This is a genomic window from Streptomyces sp. NL15-2K (genome assembly GCF_030551255.1).
Taxonomy (GTDB): domain Bacteria; phylum Actinomycetota; class Actinomycetes; order Streptomycetales; family Streptomycetaceae; genus Streptomyces.
Genome location: NZ_CP130630.1, coordinates 931405 through 950588, shown reverse-complemented (window position 1 = coordinate 950588; position 19184 = coordinate 931405). Strand labels below are relative to the sequence as shown.

At 69.0% G+C, this 19184-nt stretch carries 15 protein-coding genes; 8 read left to right on the top strand and 7 right to left on the bottom strand.

The features are described from left to right. Window positions 1-331 precede the first annotated feature (331 nt). From Q4V64_RS03885 to Q4V64_RS03870, 4 genes are read left to right on the top strand one after another with little or no spacing between them, the layout of a single operon-like run. A complete protein-coding gene (locus Q4V64_RS03885; RefSeq protein WP_124437181.1) occupies window positions 332-952 on the top strand; it encodes a helix-turn-helix transcriptional regulator in 621 nt (206 codons plus the stop codon). A gap of 59 nt (window positions 953-1011) precedes the next feature. Then, window positions 1012-1617 carry a nuclear transport factor 2 family protein gene (locus Q4V64_RS03880; protein WP_124437180.1) on the top strand — a complete coding sequence of 202 codons (606 nt, stop codon included), beginning with the start codon at window positions 1012-1014 and terminating at the stop codon, window positions 1615-1617. A gap of 38 nt (window positions 1618-1655) precedes the next feature. Continuing rightward, window positions 1656-2747 carry an aromatic ring-hydroxylating dioxygenase subunit alpha gene (locus tag Q4V64_RS03875; RefSeq protein ID WP_124437179.1) on the top strand — a complete coding sequence of 364 codons (1092 nt, stop codon included), beginning with the start codon at window positions 1656-1658 and terminating at the stop codon, window positions 2745-2747. Next, window positions 2744-3703, top strand: a complete 960-nt coding sequence (locus Q4V64_RS03870; RefSeq protein WP_124437178.1) for a PDR/VanB family oxidoreductase — start codon at window positions 2744-2746, stop codon at window positions 3701-3703. The genes Q4V64_RS03875 and Q4V64_RS03870 overlap by 4 nt, the downstream gene beginning before the upstream one ends. A 245-nt stretch (window positions 3704-3948) precedes the next feature. Here Q4V64_RS03870 and Q4V64_RS03865 read toward each other — a convergent pair whose 3' ends face one another. Then, a complete protein-coding gene (locus Q4V64_RS03865; protein WP_124437177.1) occupies window positions 3949-5178 on the bottom strand; it encodes an aminotransferase class I/II-fold pyridoxal phosphate-dependent enzyme in 1230 nt (409 codons plus the stop codon). Between the two features lie 347 nt (window positions 5179-5525). Between Q4V64_RS03865 and Q4V64_RS03860 the strand changes: the two genes are divergently transcribed. The 3 genes from Q4V64_RS03860 to Q4V64_RS03850 all read left to right on the top strand — a co-directional run bounded on the left by Q4V64_RS03860 (window position 5526) and on the right by Q4V64_RS03850 (window position 11275). Then, window positions 5526-6464 carry a LysR family transcriptional regulator gene (locus Q4V64_RS03860; protein ID WP_124437176.1) on the top strand — a complete coding sequence of 313 codons (939 nt, stop codon included), beginning with the start codon at window positions 5526-5528 and terminating at the stop codon, window positions 6462-6464. A gap of 647 nt (window positions 6465-7111) precedes the next feature. Beyond that, on the top strand, window positions 7112-8032 hold the full coding sequence (locus Q4V64_RS03855; RefSeq protein WP_253266669.1) for an SGNH/GDSL hydrolase family protein: 921 nt from the start codon (window positions 7112-7114) through the stop codon (window positions 8030-8032). A 57-nt stretch (window positions 8033-8089) separates the two neighbouring features. After that, on the top strand, window positions 8090-11275 hold the full coding sequence (locus tag Q4V64_RS03850) for a S8 family serine peptidase (RefSeq protein ID WP_253266668.1): 3186 nt from the start codon (window positions 8090-8092) through the stop codon (window positions 11273-11275). A 148-nt stretch (window positions 11276-11423) separates the two neighbouring features. Here the strand turns inward: Q4V64_RS03850 and Q4V64_RS03845 are convergent, their stop codons facing one another. From Q4V64_RS03845 to Q4V64_RS03820, 6 genes are all read right to left on the bottom strand, one after another. After that, window positions 11424-13109: a ribonuclease J gene (locus Q4V64_RS03845; protein ID WP_124437175.1), complete on the bottom strand. Its 1686-nt coding sequence runs from the start codon at window positions 13107-13109 to the stop codon at window positions 11424-11426. A gap of 123 nt (window positions 13110-13232) precedes the next feature. Continuing rightward, window positions 13233-14222, bottom strand: coding sequence for a zinc-dependent alcohol dehydrogenase family protein (locus Q4V64_RS03840; RefSeq protein ID WP_124437174.1), 990 nt, complete (start codon window positions 14220-14222; stop codon window positions 13233-13235). Further along, complete coding sequence (locus Q4V64_RS03835) at window positions 14219-15031, bottom strand: carbohydrate ABC transporter permease (RefSeq protein WP_124437173.1); 813 nt, start codon at window positions 15029-15031, stop codon at window positions 14219-14221. Before Q4V64_RS03835 ends, Q4V64_RS03840 begins: the two co-directional genes overlap by 4 nt. After that, complete coding sequence (locus Q4V64_RS03830; RefSeq protein WP_124437172.1) at window positions 15028-15987, bottom strand: sugar ABC transporter permease; 960 nt, start codon at window positions 15985-15987, stop codon at window positions 15028-15030. Before Q4V64_RS03830 ends, Q4V64_RS03835 begins: the two co-directional genes overlap by 4 nt. Before the next feature lie 89 nt (window positions 15988-16076). Further along, on the bottom strand, window positions 16077-17414 hold the full coding sequence (locus Q4V64_RS03825; RefSeq protein ID WP_124437218.1) for a sugar ABC transporter substrate-binding protein: 1338 nt from the start codon (window positions 17412-17414) through the stop codon (window positions 16077-16079). A gap of 96 nt (window positions 17415-17510) precedes the next feature. After that, window positions 17511-18272 (bottom strand): DeoR/GlpR family DNA-binding transcription regulator, encoded by a 762-nt coding sequence (locus Q4V64_RS03820; RefSeq protein ID WP_124437171.1) that lies wholly within the window; start codon window positions 18270-18272, stop codon window positions 17511-17513. A gap of 429 nt (window positions 18273-18701) precedes the next feature. Here Q4V64_RS03820 and Q4V64_RS03815 point away from each other — a divergent pair, with 429 nt between their 5' ends. Beyond that, a complete protein-coding gene (locus Q4V64_RS03815; RefSeq protein WP_124437170.1) occupies window positions 18702-19067 on the top strand; it encodes a hypothetical protein in 366 nt (121 codons plus the stop codon). Window positions 19068-19184 lie beyond the last annotated feature (117 nt).

Genomic DNA, 19184 nt, shown 5'->3' with positions numbered 1-19184 from the left:
TCCCACAGCCATGGACGGAACGGAGTGCTCTGGCTGCAGGGCACAGGACATCTCGTCGAGTGCGGGGCCGCGGTCAACCCCGCGCGTCCCCACGAGACGGTGGCAGCCGGACGGCTCGCCCAGGGCCGCGACCTCGACCGGGCGGCCGACGCCGCGCGGGACGCCTACCCCGCTGGGCGGCGCCCCCCCCACCATCTGCGTGGCAGGCGCGGAGCGCCTGAGTGCCGCAGTGCCGCGAGCTTTGTCGGAACCCTTGACGCAGGTATGTATGGAGATACATTAATAGCTGTCCGGCTCGGCGGTGAACGCGGGCCCTTGCGGAGGTCCCTCCATGTCGCTGCGCATGGCACTGCTGGCACTGCTGGCCGCCCGGCCGATGACGGGCTTCGATGCCATGAGGCAGTTCGATGTGTCCGTCGACTACCTCTGGCATGCGCCGCACACCCAGATCTACCCCGAGCTGCGCAAGCTTGAGGCCGCAGGTCTCGTTGACGGCGAGGAGGTGCCTCGCGGCGAGCACGCGAGGAAGCGCCGGTACAGCCTCACCGAGGCCGGCCGAGAGCAGTTGCGGGCCTGGGTGGAGGAGGTCGAGGAACCGCGGCGTGAGCGGGACCCCCAGCGGCTCAAGGCGGCGTACTTCGAATGGGCGAGTCCGCAAGCGGCGCGTGCCCAACTGGAGGCGCACGCACGGTTCCACGAAGACGCCCTGGCGTCGTACGAGAAGCAGCGCGAGGACATCCTCGCGCGCCGCGTTCCCCTGCTCCAGGCCCGCCTGGAGCGAACGCCACCGAGCGAGCAGGAGGCGGTCGTGGAGTTCAAGGCCTTCGCGTACGACGGTCTCATCGCCCGCGCCCGCGCGGAAGTGGAGTGGGCGCAGGAGGGACTGCGGCTGCTGGACCGCCTCCACCCGGAACGGTCCGAAGGAGAAGCCTCCGAGCAGCCGGACGCTTGACCGCTCGGTCAAGGGAAGCGCCCGGCGAGCGATGCCGGCAATCAGAGACGGAGATCTCGATGAACGCGGATCAGGCAAAGATCAGGCAGCTGGTGGAGAACTGGGCGCTGTGGCGGGACGCCGGCGACTGGGAACGCTTCGCCACCGTCTGGCATCCGGACGGGTGGATGAGCGCCACATGGCTTCAGGGCCCGGCCGCGGAGTTCATCGCCGCCAGCAAGCAGGCCTTCGAGAACGGGGTCAGCATCCTCCACTTCCTGGGCGGGCACACCTCGGATGTGGCGGGGGAGCGCGCGATCGCGCAGACCAAGATGACGATCAGTCAGCGGGCGGAGGTCGACGGCGTGCTGGTGGACGTGGTGTGCACCGGCCGGTTCTACGACTTCCTGTCCCGGGACGACGGCGAGTGGACGATCGTCCGCAGGCAGCCCATCTACGAGAAGGACCGCCTCGACGTCGTAGACCCCGCCGCCTCCCTCAAGCTCGACCCCGAGTTGCTCGCTCGGTTCCCCGCCGGGTACCGCCACCTCGGGTACGTGCAGACGAAGGCCGGATTCACGGTGAAGCCCGGTCTGCCGGGCCTGGTCGGTGAGGCGGTCGACCGGCTCTACACGGAGGGCGCCGCCTGGCTGGCCGGCTCCGAGCGACCCGGAGTTCCCCAGTGACCCGCCCGGCACCGGCTCCGCAGGGAGGAACTCCCCGCATGTACCCGCTGAACGCCTGGTACGCGGCGGCCTGGGACACCGAGGTCGGCCGGACGCTCCTCGCGCGCACGATCTGCGAACGCCCCGTCGTCCTGTACCGCACGGGGGAGGGAAGGCCCGTGGCCCTGGCCGACGCGTGCTGGCACCGGCTCGTCCCGCTGTCGATGGGGCGACTCGACGGGGACGACCTGGTGTGCGGCTACCACGGACTGGCGTACGGCCCCAACGGGCGCTGCACGCGGATGCCGGCCCAGGAGACGCTCAACCCCTCGGCTGCCGTGACCGCCTATCCGGTCGTCGAGCGGCACCGCTACGTCTGGATCTGGCCCGGCGATCCCGACAAGGCCGACCCTGCGCTCGTCCCCGATCTCCACTGGAACGACGATCCCTCGTGGGCCGGAGACGGCGAGCTGATCGAACTCGACTGCGACTACCGTCTGGTGCTGGACAACCTGATGGACCTGACGCACGAGCAGTTCCTGCACGCCGACAGCCTCGCCAACGAGGAACTGTCCGACTCCGAACCGGACGTGGAACACGACGAGGACTCGGTCACGCTCACCCGCTGGATGCACGGCATCGAGGCGCCCCCGTTCCTGGGCATGCAGCTGAAGCGGAAGGCACCGGAGTACCGCGGCCCGGTCGACCGCTGGCAGATCATCCGGTTCACCGCGCCCTCGACGGTCACCATCGATGTCGGTGTCGCGCCCGTCGGTACAGGAGCGCCGCAGGGGGACCGGAGCGCGGGCGTCAACGGTCAGGTGCTCAACACCATCACGCCTGCCGGACCCGGCAGCTGCCACTACTTCTGGGCGTTCACGCGCAACTACCACCTCGGAGACCAGGGGCTCACGACTCTCCTGCGGCAGAGCGTCTCCCGCGTCTTCGGCCAGGACACCGACATGCTGAACGCCCAGCAGCGGGCCATCGAGGCCAACCCCGACCACGACTTCTACAACCTCAACATCGACATCGGCGGCATGTGGGTGCGACGCATCATCGACGCCAAGGTCGCCGCCGAGCAGGGCCGCGAGCGTACACACCCCACCGTGCTCGCGTCCGTCGCCGCCGCGACACGGCGGACGGCATGAGCGGCGGTACGAAACGCGTGGCGACCGTCGAGGCCCGCGACGAAGTGGCGCCGGACACCGTCCTGATCACGCTCGGCCTGCCGGACCCGGCACCCACACCACCGCCCGGCAGCCATCTGGACGTCACCGTGCCTCTTCCGGGCGGCAGCGACACCCGGTCGTACTCCCTCGTCGATCTGGGCCACGACGACGGTCTTCTGCGCATGGCCGTGCGCCGGCAGCAGGACAGCCGGGGTGGATCCGTGTGGATGCACTCGCTGAAACCGGGTGACGAACTCGAAGTCATGGGCCCCTTCGACGAGTTCCCGCTCAACCCGGGGGCGGCGCCCAGCGTGCTGCTCGCCGCCGGAATCGGTATCACCCCCGTCCTCGGGCTCGCCCGGGCCCTGCGCGCCCGTGGCAGCGACTACCGGATCATCTACGCCGGCCGGTCACGCGATCGCATGGCGTTCACGACGGAACTGGAGTCCGCTCACCCCGGCCTGGTGACCCTGGCCGAATCCGCACACGGAGGACGCGTGAGCCCCGCCGAGGCGGTCGCCGGGGTCCCTCGGAACGGCGTGCTCTACGTCTGCGGGCCGATGGGACTGCTCAAGGACGTTCGCCAGGCCTGGCAGCAGGACGGACGGCCGCCCGCCGACCTCCGGTTCGAGACGTTCGGGACGAGCGGCGGCCATCCCGCCCGTCCGTATCAGGTCACCGTGCCACGCCACGGTGTGACGGTCCAAGTCCCGGTCGGCACCAGCATGCTGGACGCCCTGCAGTCGGCCGGTGTCGAGATCATGTACGACTGTCTGCGCGGCGAATGCGGACTGTGCCGCGTCCGGATACTGGGGACCGACGGGACCGTCGATCACCGTGACGTGTTCCTGTCCTCCCGGCAGAGGGCAGAGGGCCGTCAGATGTGTGCCTGTGTGTCCCGGATCGCCGGGCCCGGGGTCACCATCGACTGCTGAGTCGCTGTCGGTCGCGGTCCGGATCACAGGGAAGCGCGGTGGTTCGGTGACCCCGGAAGAGGACATCAGGTGGACGGCGTGGGGATTGAGGCGTGCGCGGCGGGCGGGTGGGCGCCGTCGGGGGCGGCGCCGCGGTCCCGGTCCCCGCCGGTCGGTCAGTTCCGGCGGGGGCGGCGCGCACGGGCGTGGTCCGTTTCGATCGGGTCGTGGCTGCGGGGCGTGGAAAAGGCTTCTTTCTGCCTGAGTCAGGGCGTGGGTACCGCCGTGTCCAGGGCTGCGGCCAAGTCCGCGATGAGGTCTTCGGGGTCTTCGAGTCCCACCGCCAGGCGCAGCAGGCCGTGGGTGCGGAATACCTCGGGGAACATGGCGGCCCGGCCGGCGGCGGTGTCCTCGTAGACGATGAGGGTCTCGTCGTGGCCCAGGGACACTGCGGAGGTGATCAGCCGCAGGCTGTTGACGAAGGCATTGCGGGTGTCGTGATCGGCATCGAGAGCGAACGCGATCAGTGCGCCGAAGCCCTGCCCGGCGAACTGTCGCTCGGCGAGCTCGTGCTGCGGGTGTGAGGGGAGTCCCGGGTAGGCGACGTGCAGCACGCGGGGGTCACTGTCCAGGAATTCCGCCACGCGCTGGGCGCCGGCGAGGTGCTGGCGCAGGCGAAGGGGCAGCGTGATCGAACCGCGTGAGATCAGCCATGCGTTGAACGGGGAGATGGCGGCGCCCACGTTGACCATGGCCTCGGCCTTGATCGGGAGGACCAGTTCCCGTGTCCCGATGACTGCTCCGCCCATCGCGTCGCCGTGCCCGTTGATGTACTTGGTCAGGGAATGGACCACCAGGTCGGCGCCGTGTCCCAGCGGTCGGAACAGCGGTGGAGGTGTGCAGGTGGAGTCCACGGTCAGCAGTGCGTCTGCCGCATGGGCGATGTCGGCCAGGGCCTGGATGTCGGCTGTCTTGGCGGTCGGGTTGGCGATGACCTCGGTGTGGATGATCCGCGTGGTGGGACGCATCGCAGCGCGCACGGCATCAAGATCGGTGACGTCTACGAACGTCGCCTCGATGCCCGACTTGACCGGCAGCAGCTCGGCGAACAGCCGCCATACGGCGCTGTAGGTGACATCGGAGACGATGACGTGGTCCCCGGCGCGTAGGTGCGTGAAGAACACGGCGTACAAGGCCGCTACGCCGCTGCCCAGCACGACCGCGTCCTCGCCTCCCTCCAGGGTGGCGAGCTTGGCCTGGAGCCCGAGCTGGTTCGCGCCGGACTCGCGGGTGTAGACGAGCAGGTCAGGGTTGTCCGGGTCGAGCGTGAACGGGTCCTCCGGCAGGGTGTAGGAGTTCGCCATGATGATCGGTGTACGGATCGCTCCCGTGCCGATGTCGGCCTGGTTCCCGCAGTGCACCGCCTGGGTCTGGAAGGCGAGCGTGGCCGGATCGTGCTTGTCGGGCCGGGAGGGCGGAGTGCTCGGGTTCGTCATGGGACTCCCTTGAATCACTGTGGGCGATCTGTGCGCCCGGCGTTGGGTGGAGCGGCCCGGTTGCTGCCGTCCGACGGGCCCCGCGAGGCCGGACAAAAGATCGCCGGAGTCCGACGGCGGACGACAGAGCAGCCCGCGTCGAACAGCGGAGCACACTCATGGTTCATTGCTATGACTTTAGAGTACATTAGAACGACCGCTCGTCCAGTTGTCGTCTCTCGGCCGCGGCGTAGCCGTTCGTGGTGTGCCCGTGGTCCCAATTCCCGCCGCTCACCAGGAGTTTTGAGAATCCGAGATCGCCTATGCTGTCCGTCGACAACAGCGATACTGCGCGGAGGCCTGGCATCGTGGGTCTGGATCTGAACCTGCTGGTGCCGTTGGACGCCCTGTTGCAGGAGCGCAGTGTGACGCGGGCGGCCCAGCGGCTTGGGCTGAGCCAGCCCACCGTGAGCGCCGCGCTGGCCCGGCTGCGCCGCCACTTCGGCGACGAACTGCTCACCCGAGTGGGGAACACCTATGAGCTCACCCCGCTGGCCGAGCGTCTGGCCGCACACGCGGCGCAGGCGCTCGGCTCGGCAGACCGGGTCTTCGAGACCCGCCCCGTCTTCGACCCCGCCCACGCGCTGCGCGAGTTCACCCTGGTGGTGACGGACATGCATCTGGCCACCTTCGGCCGGACGCTGGCCGCCCTGGTGCGCGTCGCGGCGCCGGGGGTACGGCTGCGGTTCCAGCACAACACCCCGCACATCGTCCGCCGCGCCCCGGAGCATCTGCGCACCGTTGACGGCATGCTGCTGGCGCAGGGCCTGTTGGCGAACGTCCCGGCCATCGATCTGTACGAGGATCGCTGGGTGTGCGTCGTCTCCTCCGACACCGTCAACTCGGGGCCGCCGACCCCCGAGGAACTCGCCGCACGTCCCTGGGTGCTGCCCTACCACGTCCCGCCGTTCGGCTTCTCGCCCCTGCACGGGCTGCACGTCCAGGGCATCGAACCGCGGGTCGAGATCGTCATCGAGAACTTCCTCGCCATGCCGTACCTGATCGCCGGCACCGACCGGGTGGGTGTGGTCCCCGAACGCGCCGCCCGCCTGTTTCGCGTCGGCAGCGGCACGGCCGTCGTCGAGCTGCCGTTCGGTACCGGGCGGCTGGTGGAATCCCTGTGGTGGCACCCCCAGCACGAACGTGACCCCGCGCACATCTGGCTGAGGAAGACCGCGGCCGAGGCCGGCCAACTGGTCGCCGCCAGTACGGCAGAGACCGCACCCCGCGACACACGGCACAGCTGATCGGGCATCAAGCGGCAGGCCCATGCTCAGCGCGGGCATGGCTTCGGCCGGTCCGGGCCAAGGCTTCGGGGTATGGCTTGCGCGGCGGTATTGATCTCGTCTATGCCCGCCATCGGTGATCTCTCATTCCCAAAACACCTGGTCAACGGCAAGAGTTGGACTCGCGAGCATGCCATTGGCGTATGGCGAGTCGTCAGTGTCGTCCCCCCGACCGGTATGGCTCATCCATCTGCGGCCTGCCCTGCGACGACTGAGCTTGTCCCCCGCCCCACAATTCCCCACAACTCCCCACATTTTTGCGGTTCCATGGAGATGACTGTTATGCGCAGCGAAATGCTGGCGCTTCGAGCAGGGCACGGCGTGATCCGTGGCGGCCGCATCGACGCCATGGTGGACCTCGTGGCAAACGTCATCGCCTCGGGCGCCCGGGTCGTTGCCGGAACCGACGCCGGCACCGGTTCCGCCGAACCTCACGATGGGTGCGCTGCGCCCCGGCGCGGACGCCGACCCCCGCACACTCGGCCGTTCGCCGGTCCATGAGGTTTCGGCGGTCACAGACATCCGCGCGGTGTACCGCGCGGGCCACCGGGTGCGTTGAGCCCGGAAAATCACCCCCCACCAAAAAATGAAGAGAGCGCACGTAACCGATGAGCACAACAGCGTCGACCACGCGCAAGTCCCCCCAACTCGTCGCCGCCGCCTTGGCGGTCGTACTGAGCACGCCCGGCGTGGCCGCCGCGCACTCACCGAAGAACGGCAAGGACGCCACCACCTACTACATCTCCATCGGTGACTCACTTGCCTCCGGCTACCAGCCGGACGTCAACAAAGACACCCACGTCGCCTACACCGACCAGCTCTACGCACAGCTCAAGCAGCGTCAGCCCGGCCTGAAGCACATCCGCCTCGGCTGCGCCGGGGAGACCACCGCATCGCTGATCGAGGGCGGTACGTGCCACTACCCGAACGCCAAGTCCCAGCTGGACGCCGCCGTGAAGGCCTTGGCCAAGCACCGCGGCCACGTCAGCTACGTGACCATCGACATCGGCGCCAACGACATCCTGGCCTGCGCCGACGACACGACCGGCGCCATCGAGCAGAACTGTGCGAACCGCGCCGGTCAGGCCATCCCGACGAACCTGGCCCGGATCACGCGCGCCCTGCGCCAGGCGGGTACGCCGAACACCCGGTACGCGGGCGCGACGTACTACAACCCGTTCCTGGCGGAATGGCTCCGCGGTGAGGCCGGGCAGCAGACCGCCCAGGGCTCGGTGTCCCTCATCAAGGCTGCGAACACGGCCATATCGCAGGTGTACGCCGCCGCCGGATTCAACGTGGCGGATGTGTCCGGAGCCTTCCTCTCGGGCGACGTCAGCACCGTCAGCCTGCCCGGCTACGGCGAGGTTCCCGCGAACGTGGCCACCATCTGCCGACTGACCTGGGCCTGCACCATGCGGGACCCCCACGCGAACCCTCTCGGCCACAAGGTGATCGCAAGCACCTTCGCGGCGGTCCTGCCGCAGAGCGGCACATCCCAGCGGCCCGGTCGTGCGAACTCCCGCCCATGAGCATCAAGTTGGCCCAGATCTCGGGGATTTGACCACTCCGCACGAGAAGGAACGACCTTGTCCCAGCACCAACCCGGCAGAGGCAGCCTCGGCCGCAGAGCTGCCTTCCTGCTGGCCCCGGCGCTCGTCGGCGGCCTGATCCTGTCCTCCGGCCCGGCCGCCCCGGCCTCGATCGACCAGGCGTCGGCCCGACCGACCGGCCCCGCCCGGCAGACGTACCCCGCCGGTATCTACCTCGTCCAGCTCCAGGACAAGCCCATCGCCACCTACTCAAGGACCGCACCGGCCGCCGGCGAGAGGCTCAACACGCGGACCGAAGCCGTCCGCGACTACACCGGCCGACTGAAGCGGGAACGCGACAAGGTGCTGGACGCGGTGGACGGCGTCCGTCCGCTCTACAGTTACCAGCTTCTGCTGAACGGATTCGCCGCGAAACTGACGGCACGTCAGGCGAACGAGCTGGCCCGCACTCCCGGCGTCGTCTCGCTGGCCCGCAACGAGATGCACCGGCTGGCCGACACGGCCACGGCGGAGACCGCGACGGCCGCCGGTGCCACGACCGAGGCCAAGAGCGGCACGACTGCGGCCGTGTCCGGTGCGACGACGGCCCGGAGCGGCACGCCAAAGGCGAAGAGCAGTACGAGTACGACGAAGGCCGCATCCGCCGCCGGCGGCCTGCCCGTTGCCGACACTGCTGCTTTCCTCGCTCTGCAGAAGCCCGGCGGCCTGTACTCCAAGTTCTCCGGCGGCCGGCGGAACGCGGGCGCAGGCACGATCATCGGTGTCCTCGACACCGGAATCGACCCCGGCAATCCGTCGCTCAAGGCCCTCCCGGAACCCCGTCCCGACGCCTCGATCATCGCCAAGAAGTGGAAGGGCGGCTGTGAGACCGGCGACGCCCCCACGCCGGTCACCTGCAACAACAAGCTGATCGGTGCCCAGTACTTCAACAAGGGCCTCGCCGACCCCGGCGAGGGCGACTGGGCCTCCCCGATGGACGCCGACAGCCACGGCACGCACACCGCGACCACCGCGGCGGGCAACTACGGCGTGCCCGCCACCGTGCCCGACACCGCCATATCCGGCCGTATATCCGGGATCGCTCCGGCAGCCCGCGTCGCGGCGTACAAGGTCTGCTTCGACGGCTCGTGCAGAACGGTGGACATCGCCGCCGCCCTGGAGAAGGCCGTGTCCGACGGCGTGGACGTCATCAACGCCTCGTTCGGTTCCGGCAACGGTGAGGAGACCACCTCTCCCGAGTACACGGCCATGTTCAACGCGGCCAAGGCGGGCGTCTTCATCTCCACCTCCGCGGGCAACGACGGGCCCGGCACCACCTCCAACACCGTCCCGTGGGTGACCACCGTGGCCGCCTCCACGCACGATCTCGGCTACCGCACGACCATCACCCTCGGCAACGGCGCCTCCTACACCGGCGTCGGCGCCAGCCCCTCCGCCGTACCGTCCGCGCCCCTCGTCGACGGGGCGAAGGCCGCCAAGAGCGGCGTGGACTCGGCCGACGCCGCGCGCTGCCTGGCGGACAGCCTCGACCCGGCCAAGGTCAAGGGCGCGATCGTGATCTGCGCGAGTGGCGGCAGCGGCCGCCTCGACAAGAGCGACGCGGTGAAGGCGGCGGGCGGCGCAGGCACGGTCCTGTACTACACCAGCGTCTCCGACGACCTGGTCGTCGACGCCCACACCGTCCCGACCGCCTACCTCGCCCCCGACGCGGGCCGGGCGGTCAAGGCGTACGCCGCCAGTGCGGGCAGTGGCGCCACCGCCGGGATCGGCGCGGCGTTCGCCGAGCGCCAACAGGCCCCGAGGATGGCCGGATTCTCCTCCGGCGGCCCGGACGTCAAGAGTGGCGGCGACCTGCTCAAGCCCGACATCACGGCCCCGGGCGTGGACATCACCGCGGGCACCGTCCCGGGCGGCTCCGGCGGCATGTTCAAGGGTTCGCAGGGCGTCATGTCCGGTACGTCGATGTCCGCGCCGCATGTGGCCGGGCTGGCCCTGCTGCTGCGGTCGCTGCACCCCGACTGGTCTCCCATGGAGGTCAAGTCCGCGCTGATGACCACCGCGACCACCGAGGACGACAAGGGCAGGCCGATCGGCCGCGCCAACGTCGACGGACCGGCCACACCGCTCGACTACGGCGCCGGGTACGTGGTCCCGAACGCCGCCGACGACCCCGGCCTGGTCTACGACTCCACCTCCGCCGACTGGACGTCGTACATGTGCGCTGTCGGCGACCACCCGGTGACCATCGGTGGCGCGGACGCCTGCGCCACCGCGAGGAAGACCGACGCGAGCGACCTGAACGCCCCGACGATCTCGGTGGGCGACCTCGCCGGCAAGCAGACCGTCACCCGCACGGTCACCGACATCACCGGCAGGACCGGCGTCTACACCGCCGCGCTGCGGACGCCGCCCGGCTACAAGGCCGAGATCTCACCGAAGAAGCTGGTCGTGCCCGCCGGCGGGTCGGCCACCTACAAGGTCACCTTCACTCGCACCGACGCCGCCTACGGCGACTGGTCCTTCGGCAGGGTCACCTTGAGCGACGGGACGCACCAGGTGCACAGCGCGGTCGCGTTGCGTGCCACCCGCCTCTCCGCGCCGGCTGAGATCACCGGCACGGGCGCTGCGGGCTCGGCCACCGTCACCGCGCGGGCCGGGTGGGACGGCACGCTCACCACCTCGGTGAACGGCCTGTACACGGGCACAGCGAAGACCGGCACTTTGACCGGCACCGCCCCCGACTTCGACCCCTCGCAGTCGCCACTGCCGGCCGCCGTGGCCAGGACCGAGGTCACCGTGCCCGACGGCACCGATCTCACCCGCATCGCGATCCTGCCCTCCGACTTCCGCGCGGACAGCGACGTGGATCTGTGGGTGCTCGACAAGGACGGCAACCTGCTCTCCAGCCCCACCAGCGGCAACGACGAGCACGTCGACCTCACCGAGTCCGGCACCTACGAGGTGTACGTCGTCCAGTACGCCCTCCCGAAGGGGGCCACCAGCCAGACGTACACCCTGCACACCTGGCTGATCGGCAAGGACACCAAGCCGGACCGGCCGGCCACCATCACCCCGGCCGAGCGGCGGGTGAGCGCGGGTGACCCCGCCGAGGCAACCGTCTCCTGGCGCGACCTCGAGGCCGGCCAGGCCTACCTCGGCCTGGTCGAGTACGGCGACGGCAGCAGGACCGTGGGCACCACTCCACTGGCGGTCACCCCGTAGCCCCCCGGGCACGCGCAGGGTGCGGCGCGCGTGCCCGGTCCGCATCGCCCGTGGGGACGGGGCAGGTGCGGTGAACGCCCGGCCGCGGACTCCCCGTCGCCACGGGAGCCCGCGGCCGGGTCTCTTTTTGCTTCGGGAAGGGGCCCGGTCAGGCGTCGATGATGACGGGGATGATGAGGGGCTTGCGGCGGTGGGTCCGGAACGCCCAGTTCGCCACGGCGCGGGCGATGAGCTGTTCGAGCTGGTGCGCGTCTCCCACGCCTTCCTGGGCCGCGGTCGCCAGAGTTTTCTCGATGACAGGGATGACGGGCTCGAAGGTGGTGTCGTCGTGGACGAATCCGCGGGCCAGGAAGTCGGGAGCTTCGGCGAGGGAGCCGGTGTCGGCGTCGACGATCGCCACGACGGTGACCACGCCTTCGGAGGCGAGGGTGAGGCGGTCCTTGAGGGAGGCTTCGGTGGCGCCGCCGACTTCCATGCCGTCCACGTAGACGTTGCCCGCGGGCACCTTGCCGGTGATGGACGCGCGGCCGTCGACGAGGTCGACGACGACGCCGTCCTCGGCGATGACGACCCGCTCGGGGTCGACGCCGGTACGGATGGCGAGGTCGCCGTTGGCCCGCAGGTGGCGCCATTCGCCGTGGACGGGCATGACATTGCGGGGTTTGACGATGTTGTAGCAGTAGACGAGTTCCCCGGCGCTGGCGTGTCCGGACACGTGCACCTTGGCGTTGCCCTTGTGGACGACGTTGGCGCCCCAGCGGGTCAGGCCGTTGATCACCCGGTAGATGGCGTTCTCGTTGCCGGGAATGAGGGAGCTGGCGAGCAGGACGGTGTCGCCCTTGCCGATGCGGATCACGTGGTCGCGGTTGGCCATCCGGGACAGAGCCGCCATCGGCTCGCCCTGGGACCCGGTGCACACCAGCGTGATCTTGTGGTCCGCCAGCTTCTCCATTTCCTTGGTACTCACCACCAGGCCCGAGGGCACCTTCAGGTAACCGAGGTCGCGGGCGATCCCCATGTTCCGGACCATGGAGCGGCCCACGAAGGCGACCTTGCGGCCGTGCTGGTGCGCGGCGTCCAGGACCTGCTGGATGCGGTGCACATGGCTGGCGAAACTGGAGACGATCACCCGGCGCGGGGCGGTCCGCATCACCTGCTCGATCGCCGGGTTCAGCTCGCGCTCGGACGTGGTGAAGCCGGGCACCTCGGCGTTGGTGGAGTCGGTGAGGAAGAGGTCGACGCCCTCCTCGCCGAGGCGGGCGAAGGCACGCAGGTCGGTGATGCGGTCATCCAGCGGAAACTGGTCCATCTTGAAGTCGCCGGTGTGCAGCACCATCCCGGCGCCGGTGCGGATCGCGACCGCGAGACCGTCCGGGATCGAGTGGTTGACCGCCACGAACTCGCAGTCGAAGGGTCCGAACCCGCGCCGGTCGCCCTCGCGTACCCGCACCGTGCGCGGCCGGATGCCGTGCTCCTTGAGCTTGGCCTCCAGGAACGCGAGCGTCAGCTTCGATCCGACGACCGGAATGTCGGACCGCTCGCGCAGCAGATACGGCACGCCCCCGATGTGGTCCTCGTGCCCATGGGTGAGCACGACGGCCACGACGTCGTTCAAGCGCTCCCGGATCGAGGTGAAGTCCGGCAGGATCACGTCCACGCCGGGCTGGGTCTCCTCCGGGAACAGCACACCGCAGTCGACGATCAGCAGCTTGCCCGCGTGTTCGAAGACGGTCATGTTGCGGCCGATCTCACCCAGGCCGCCCAGGGCGACGACCCGCAGCCCTCCCTCGGGCAGGGGTGGGGCGGTGGTCAGCTCTGGGTGTGGATGGCTCATACCTTGACGCTACCGGAGAGATTCGGGGAGTGATCCATTGCCTGGGCGGTCTCTTGTGGTGCGGGATGCTGTGGGCTGGAGGACATGACTTCATTATGGCTGGCGTGAGCCCTCAGACACAGGTCAGGGAAGCACGACGATCTTGCGTCCCTGGCCGGCGGCGAACCGGTCCAGTGCCTGCGGGTACTCCGTCAGCGGCAGCCGGTGGCTGATGAAGACCTGGGGATCGAGTACCCCGGTGGCGAACAGTTCCGCCGCGCGCTCATAGCTGTGCAGCACCGCCATGGAACCGGTGATGGTGATCTCCTCGTTGTAGATGCGGTACGGCGAAATGGTGGCCGTGGTCGCGTAGTCGGAGACCCCGAACTGCAGAAATGTCCCGGCTTTGGCGACCCGTTCCAGGCCGTCCTGGATGGCCGCGGCGTTGCCGGTCGCGTCGACCACCACATCCCAGCCACCCGGTCGCCCCATCTCGTCGGCCGACAGCGCCGCACGGGAACAGCCCAGCTTCTCAGCCGTCGCCAGCCGCTCGGCGTTGACGTCGACGACATCCACCGAGGTGGCACCGGTGCGCTTGGCCAGCTCCAGCATCATCAGGCCCATCGTCCCGCTGCCGTAGATCAGCACATGGGAGCCGAGCCTGCTGCTGAGCACGTCGTAGCCGCGTACGGCGCAGGACAGCGGCTCGATCAGCGCCGCGTCCTGGACGTCCACGTGGTCCGGCAGCCGTACGCAGTTGGCGACGGGCGCCACGGCGTACTCGGCGGCGCCACCGGCCACGGTCACGCCGATCGCCTGCCACCGGTCGCAGAGGTTGTTGCGTCCCGCCCGGCAGTAGCGGCACTCGTTGCAGTACAGCGAGGGGTCCACGGCGACCCGGTCGCCGATCGTGAGTTCGGTGACCTCGCTGCCGAGGCCCACGACCTCCCCGGCGAACTCGTGGCCCGGCACGACCGGCAGGGTCGGTGCGAACTCGCCCTGCAGGATGTGCAGATCGGTCCCGCACAACCCGCAGGCCGCCACGTCGATCACGACCTCGCGCGGCCCGGGGGTGGGGTCGGGGACCGTGGTGACGCTGACCTTGCCGGGGGCTTCGATGACAGCGGCTTTCACTTGACTGCTCCTAGGGAGAGGCCGCGGACCAGTTTGTCCTGGGCGGCGAAACCGGCGATGAGGACCGGCAGCGACACCAGCGTGGCCGCCGCGCAGAGCCGGGCGAGGAAGAGGCCCTCGCTGGTGATGAAGCCGACCAGGAACACCGGCGCGGTGGATGCCTGCGTCGCGGTGAGGTTGACGGCGAACATGAACTCGTTCCAGCTGAAGATGAAGCAGATCAGCGAGGTGGCGGCGAGTCCGGGCATGGCGATCGGCGCGACGACCCGCCACAGCACGGTGAGCAGGTTGGCCCCGTCCATCTCGGCCGCCTCCAGGATCTCCCTGGGGACCTCGGCGAGGAACGAGCGCATCATCCACACCGCGATCGGGAGGTTCATGGCGGTGTAGAGCACGATCAGTGTCCACACGTTGTCGAGCATCCCGATGTCCTTGACGATCAGGTACACCGGCAGCAGGGCCGCGATGGCCGGGAGGAACTTGGTGGACAGGAAGAAGAACATCACGTCGGTCCACTTCTCGACCGGCTTGATGGACAGCGCGTAGGCCGTCGGCACCGCCAGGGCGAGGACGAGCAGCGTCGAAAGGACGCTGGCCATGGCCGAGTTGAGGAGGAACGGCGTGATGTCCCGGCTGAACAGCAGCTTGTACTGGTCGAGGGTGAGGGGGGCCAGCAGGCTGGGCGGGTTGGTCGCCGCGTCGGCCTCCTGGTGGAAGGAGGTGAGCACCATCCACGCCACAGGTGCGAAGAAGGCCAGCGTGGCGAGCCAGGCGACGAAGGTCCACAGGGGAGTGAGCCGTACGGTCATCGCGATACCTCCTCGCGGAACAGCGACGCGATGGTGCGCAGGGCGAAGGTGGCGATGACGATGGAGCCGAGTACGACCACGACACCGGCGGCGGCCGCCTCGCCGTACTCGTACTTGCGGAACATGGTCAGGTAGATCTCGTAGGGCAGGTTGGTGGTCCGGGAGCCGGGGCCGCCCTGGGTGATGGTGTAGACCGCGTCGAAGGTCTGCACGACGTAGATCGTGCCGAGCAGGACGCCCAGTTCGATGTACTGCCGCAGGTGCGGCAGGGTGATGTGGCGGAAGGTGGCCATGGCCGACGCCCCGTCCACCCGGGCCGCCTCCAGCACGTCACCGGGCTGCGCCTGCAGACCCGCCAGCAGGATCAGCATCATGAACGGGGTCCACTGCCACACCAGCGACAGCACGACAGCCGGCATGGGGAAGTTGGACACCCAGTCGATGGTGGGGCCGTGGTCGGCGCCGAAGAACCGGTAGACGGCGTTGAGGGTGCCGTTGAGCAGGCCGTAGTCGGGGTTGTAGATGGCGTGCTTCCACAGCAGCGCGGCGGCGACCGGCATGACGAGGAACGGGGCGATGAGCAGGGTGCGGGCCAGTCCCCGGCCGGCGAACCGGCGGTCGAGCAGCAGTGCCAGAGCCAGGCCGAGGACGACGCTGATGATGACCACCGACGCGGTGAGGACGACGGTGTTGAGCACGGCCGCGCGCAGCCGCCCATCGGTGAAGACGGTTCCGTAATTGTCCAGACCGGTGAAGTGCCGGTCGCCCGGTTGCAGGATGTTCCACTGGAAGGTGGAGATCACGAGCGTGGCCACGAAGGGCAGCTGCGTGACGACGATGGTGAAGATCAGCGCGGGCAGCAGCGGAGCGCGCCGCCGCCATTTGCTGATGACGGTGGATGTTCGCGGACGCACCGGAGGTGGTGCTGTTCTGGATGTGTTGATGAGCGTGGTCATGAGGCTTTCCTTGGCCGGTGACGGCCGGGTCGCGGTCGGGTCGCGGCGGGTGCCCGGCCGGCGGGTGGGGTCGGCCGGGCACGTCCGGGTCACTGGTGCTTCTCGGCGACTTCCTCGGCGAGCTTCTGGCCGTCGTTCAGTGCCTTGTCCACGCTGGTCTGGCCGGCGATGGCCGCGGAGATCTCCTGGGTCACCTTCGTCCCCAGATCCTGGAACTCGGGGACGGCCACGAACTGGACGCCGACCGTGGGGCGGGGCTGCACACCCGGGTTGGTCGGGTCGGCCTCCTGGATGGAGTTCAGGGTGATGTCACCAAAGGCCTGGGAGGCCTTCTCGTACTCGGGGATCTCGTAGGTGCTGGACCGCTTTCCGGCCGGGACGCGGGGCCAGCCGAGCTTCTCGCCGACGAGCTGCTCGTACTTCTTGCTGGAGGCCCACAGCATGAACTGCGAGGCGGCGTCGGCCTTCTTCGTGGTCTTGGGCATGGCCCACGCCCATGTCCACAGCCAGCCGCTGTTCTTGGTCTCCACCACCGGTGCGTAGGCGTACCCGGCCTTGCCGGCGACCTTGCTGACCTTGGGGTCCTCCAGCGACCCGGCCGCGCTGGTCGCGTCGTACCACATCGCGACCTTGCCCTGGCTCATGGCGTTCAGGCACTCGGTGAACCCGGCCTGCGGGGCCCCCGCCTCACCGTGCTTCCTGACCAGATCGACGTAGAAGTTCGTCGCCTTCTTGAACTCGGGGCTGTTGACCTGCGCCTTCCAGTCCTTGGTGAACCAGGTGCCGCCGAAGGTGTTGACCATGGTAGTCAGCGGCGCGCCCAGCTCACCCCAACCTGGCAGACCGCGCAGACAGATGCCCTTCATCCCGGGACGGGCGCCGTCGGCCTTGGCGGCGATGTCGGCGACCTGCTGCCAGGTCGGCCGTTCGGGCACCGTGATGCCCTTCTCCGCCATGACCTCCTTGTTGTACATCAGGAAGGAGGACTCCCCGTAGAAGGGCAGCGCGTACATCTTGCCGTCCGAGCCGGACAGCGACTGCACCATCGGCTTCAGCAGGTCGCCCTTGTCGAATGCGGTGTCCTTGTCGGCGTAGGAGTCCAGCTCGTGCAGCCAGCCGTTCTCGTGCCAGACAGGCACCTCGTAGGCCCCGACGGTGGCGACGTCGTACTGGCCGGCCTGCGTTGCGATGTCCTGGGTGACCTTGTCGCGCAGCTCGTTCTCGGGAAGGATCGTGAAGTTGACCTTGATGCCGGTGTCCTTCGTGAACGTGCTCTTCGTCAGCTGCGCGATGTCCTCCATCTGCGGGTTGCCGACCATCAGCACATTGATGCTCTTGCCGCCACAGGAGCTCGAGGAGCCGCCCGCCCCGCTGCAGGAGACCAGCAGCGAGCCTGCGGCCGTGGCCGTGCCGAGGACGTGGATCATTCTTCGTGTGCGCATGACTGACTCCAGGGAGTGTTCGAGGGCATGGGGAACCAGGACCCCGGCCTTACGGGGTGGGACGGGGAGAGGAACTGCGGCTCAGGCCTGGATGACCTGGGGACCCAGCAGTGCGTAGCGGTGGGCCTCGGAGGTGTGCAGCCCCGTGTCGGTGACGATGGCCTCAAAGTCCGTCACGTTCGCGAATCGACAGAAGCTCACGGCACCGAATTTCATGTGGACGCCGGAGAACACCCGGCGTTTGGCGACCCGCATGACCTCGGCCTTCACCTCGCTGACCGCGGGATCGGGCGTGGTGCATCCGTACTCGCGGGAGATGCCGTTCGCGCCGATGTACGCCAGGTCGATGACGAAGCCGGACAGCATGCGGGTCGCCCAGTGGTCGACTGTGGCCAGCGTGCCGCCACGTACCCGGCCGCCGAGCAGCAGCACGCTGATGTTCTCGGTCGAAGCCAGGTCACCTGCGGTGGCCAGCGAGGAGGTGACCACGGTCAGTGGCCGGTCGCGGGGCAGGGCGGCGGCGATGAGCTGCGGGGTGTAGCCCTCGTCGATGTAGACGGTCCCGGCGTCCCCGAGCAGTGCGGCCGCGGCGGCCGCGATCCGGGCCTTCTCGGGGACGTGCATGGTGGTACGGAAGGCGAGCGTGGTCTCGAAGCCCGCGCTCTCCACGGGATGCGCACCGCCATGGGTCCGCCGGACCAGCCCGTGTCCCTCCAACAGGTTCAGATCACGCCTCACGGTCTCCTTCGAGACCCCGAGGCCGGCAGCGAGCTTTCCGACATCCACGGATCCGGAACGGCGTGCCGTTTCCAGGATTCCGCGTCTTCGTTCCTCGGCGTCCACGGCGACACCTTCCGTTTCACGGCTCCGCGCGTTGTGCCCGCGCCGGCTGGCTCCCGGAGCACCGGCCCGTTCGAGCCCCGTTGGCCCAATTTCTACAAGGCGATTGCCCGTACTGGCCAGGTTCGTCGTAGAGCAGCTCGTGACCGAATATGCCCGGTTTCCGGAGTGCGGAGCCCCTGGGTGACGCGGTGGAGGGTCCTGCGGCGGGGGAGGCTGCTGCCCATTCGCCGACCGAGGTGTGCCCGTTCGCTGCCCGTTTTTCCGGATGGATCAAGACATCCGGCCGGGATCAAGCGCAGAAAACCGGCCACCTGCGGGAGTCGTGGGAAGGTGGGGCGACGCGACCCCAAGCTGTGTCCTACGGCATGGCCGGCGACCGCTTCTTTCACTACGCTGCCGCCGGTTACGGGGCTGCGGTCAGGAGTTTCGGTGCGGAGCAAGGTCCTCGGTGCCGTCGTGGGCGTGGCGGTCGTCGTCGTACCCCTCGTCCTGGTCACCCACGAGCTCAGCGGTACGGAGTCGACCACCTCGTTGGACAAGTTCAGCGCTGTGACAATCGACGGTCAGCAGGCCCTGAAACCCAACATCGTCGCGGGGCGGACGCTGGGCATGTACCACCCGCTACCCTGGGTCGGGACATCGATCGGCGACCTGTCCTGCCCGGCCGCGCTGAAGGCCGTCGCCGGAGCCACCCTCACCTGCCACGGCACGAGTGCCGACGGCTCGCTGATCGACGTCCCCGTGCGGACCGTCAGCGCGACGAGCGACTCCATCACCTGGGTGTTCGAACGCTAGTGCCCCGACAGGCAGGCGAGGCCCACAGCGGCCGTTGACGGCACCTCGGTCATAAGGCCGATGCCCGGCCGCCCGACCGCGGATGCCTCTGGCCGATCGGCCGATGACGCGAGCTCC

What these genes read in the sequence shown, in the direction of transcription:
- Q4V64_RS03855 (WP_253266669.1), top strand. Translation starts at nt 7,112, where the DNA reads ATGAGCACAACAGCGTCGACCACGCGCAAGTCCCCCCAACTCGTCGCC.
- Q4V64_RS03825 (WP_124437218.1), bottom strand. Translation starts at nt 17,414, where the DNA reads ATGATCCACGTCCTCGGCACGGCCACGGCCGCAGGCTCGCTGCTGGTC.
- Q4V64_RS03845 (WP_124437175.1), bottom strand. Translation starts at nt 13,109, where the DNA reads ATGAGCCATCCACACCCAGAGCTGACCACCGCCCCACCCCTGCCCGAG.
- Q4V64_RS03870 (WP_124437178.1), top strand. Translation starts at nt 2,744, where the DNA reads ATGAGCGGCGGTACGAAACGCGTGGCGACCGTCGAGGCCCGCGACGAA.
- Q4V64_RS03875 (WP_124437179.1), top strand. Translation starts at nt 1,656, where the DNA reads ATGTACCCGCTGAACGCCTGGTACGCGGCGGCCTGGGACACCGAGGTC.
- Q4V64_RS03830 (WP_124437172.1), bottom strand. Translation starts at nt 15,987, where the DNA reads ATGACCACGCTCATCAACACATCCAGAACAGCACCACCTCCGGTGCGT.
- Q4V64_RS03885 (WP_124437181.1), top strand. Translation starts at nt 332, where the DNA reads ATGTCGCTGCGCATGGCACTGCTGGCACTGCTGGCCGCCCGGCCGATG.
- Q4V64_RS03880 (WP_124437180.1), top strand. Translation starts at nt 1,012, where the DNA reads ATGAACGCGGATCAGGCAAAGATCAGGCAGCTGGTGGAGAACTGGGCG.
- Q4V64_RS03835 (WP_124437173.1), bottom strand. Translation starts at nt 15,031, where the DNA reads ATGACCGTACGGCTCACTCCCCTGTGGACCTTCGTCGCCTGGCTCGCC.
- Q4V64_RS03865 (WP_124437177.1), bottom strand. Translation starts at nt 5,178, where the DNA reads ATGACGAACCCGAGCACTCCGCCCTCCCGGCCCGACAAGCACGATCCG.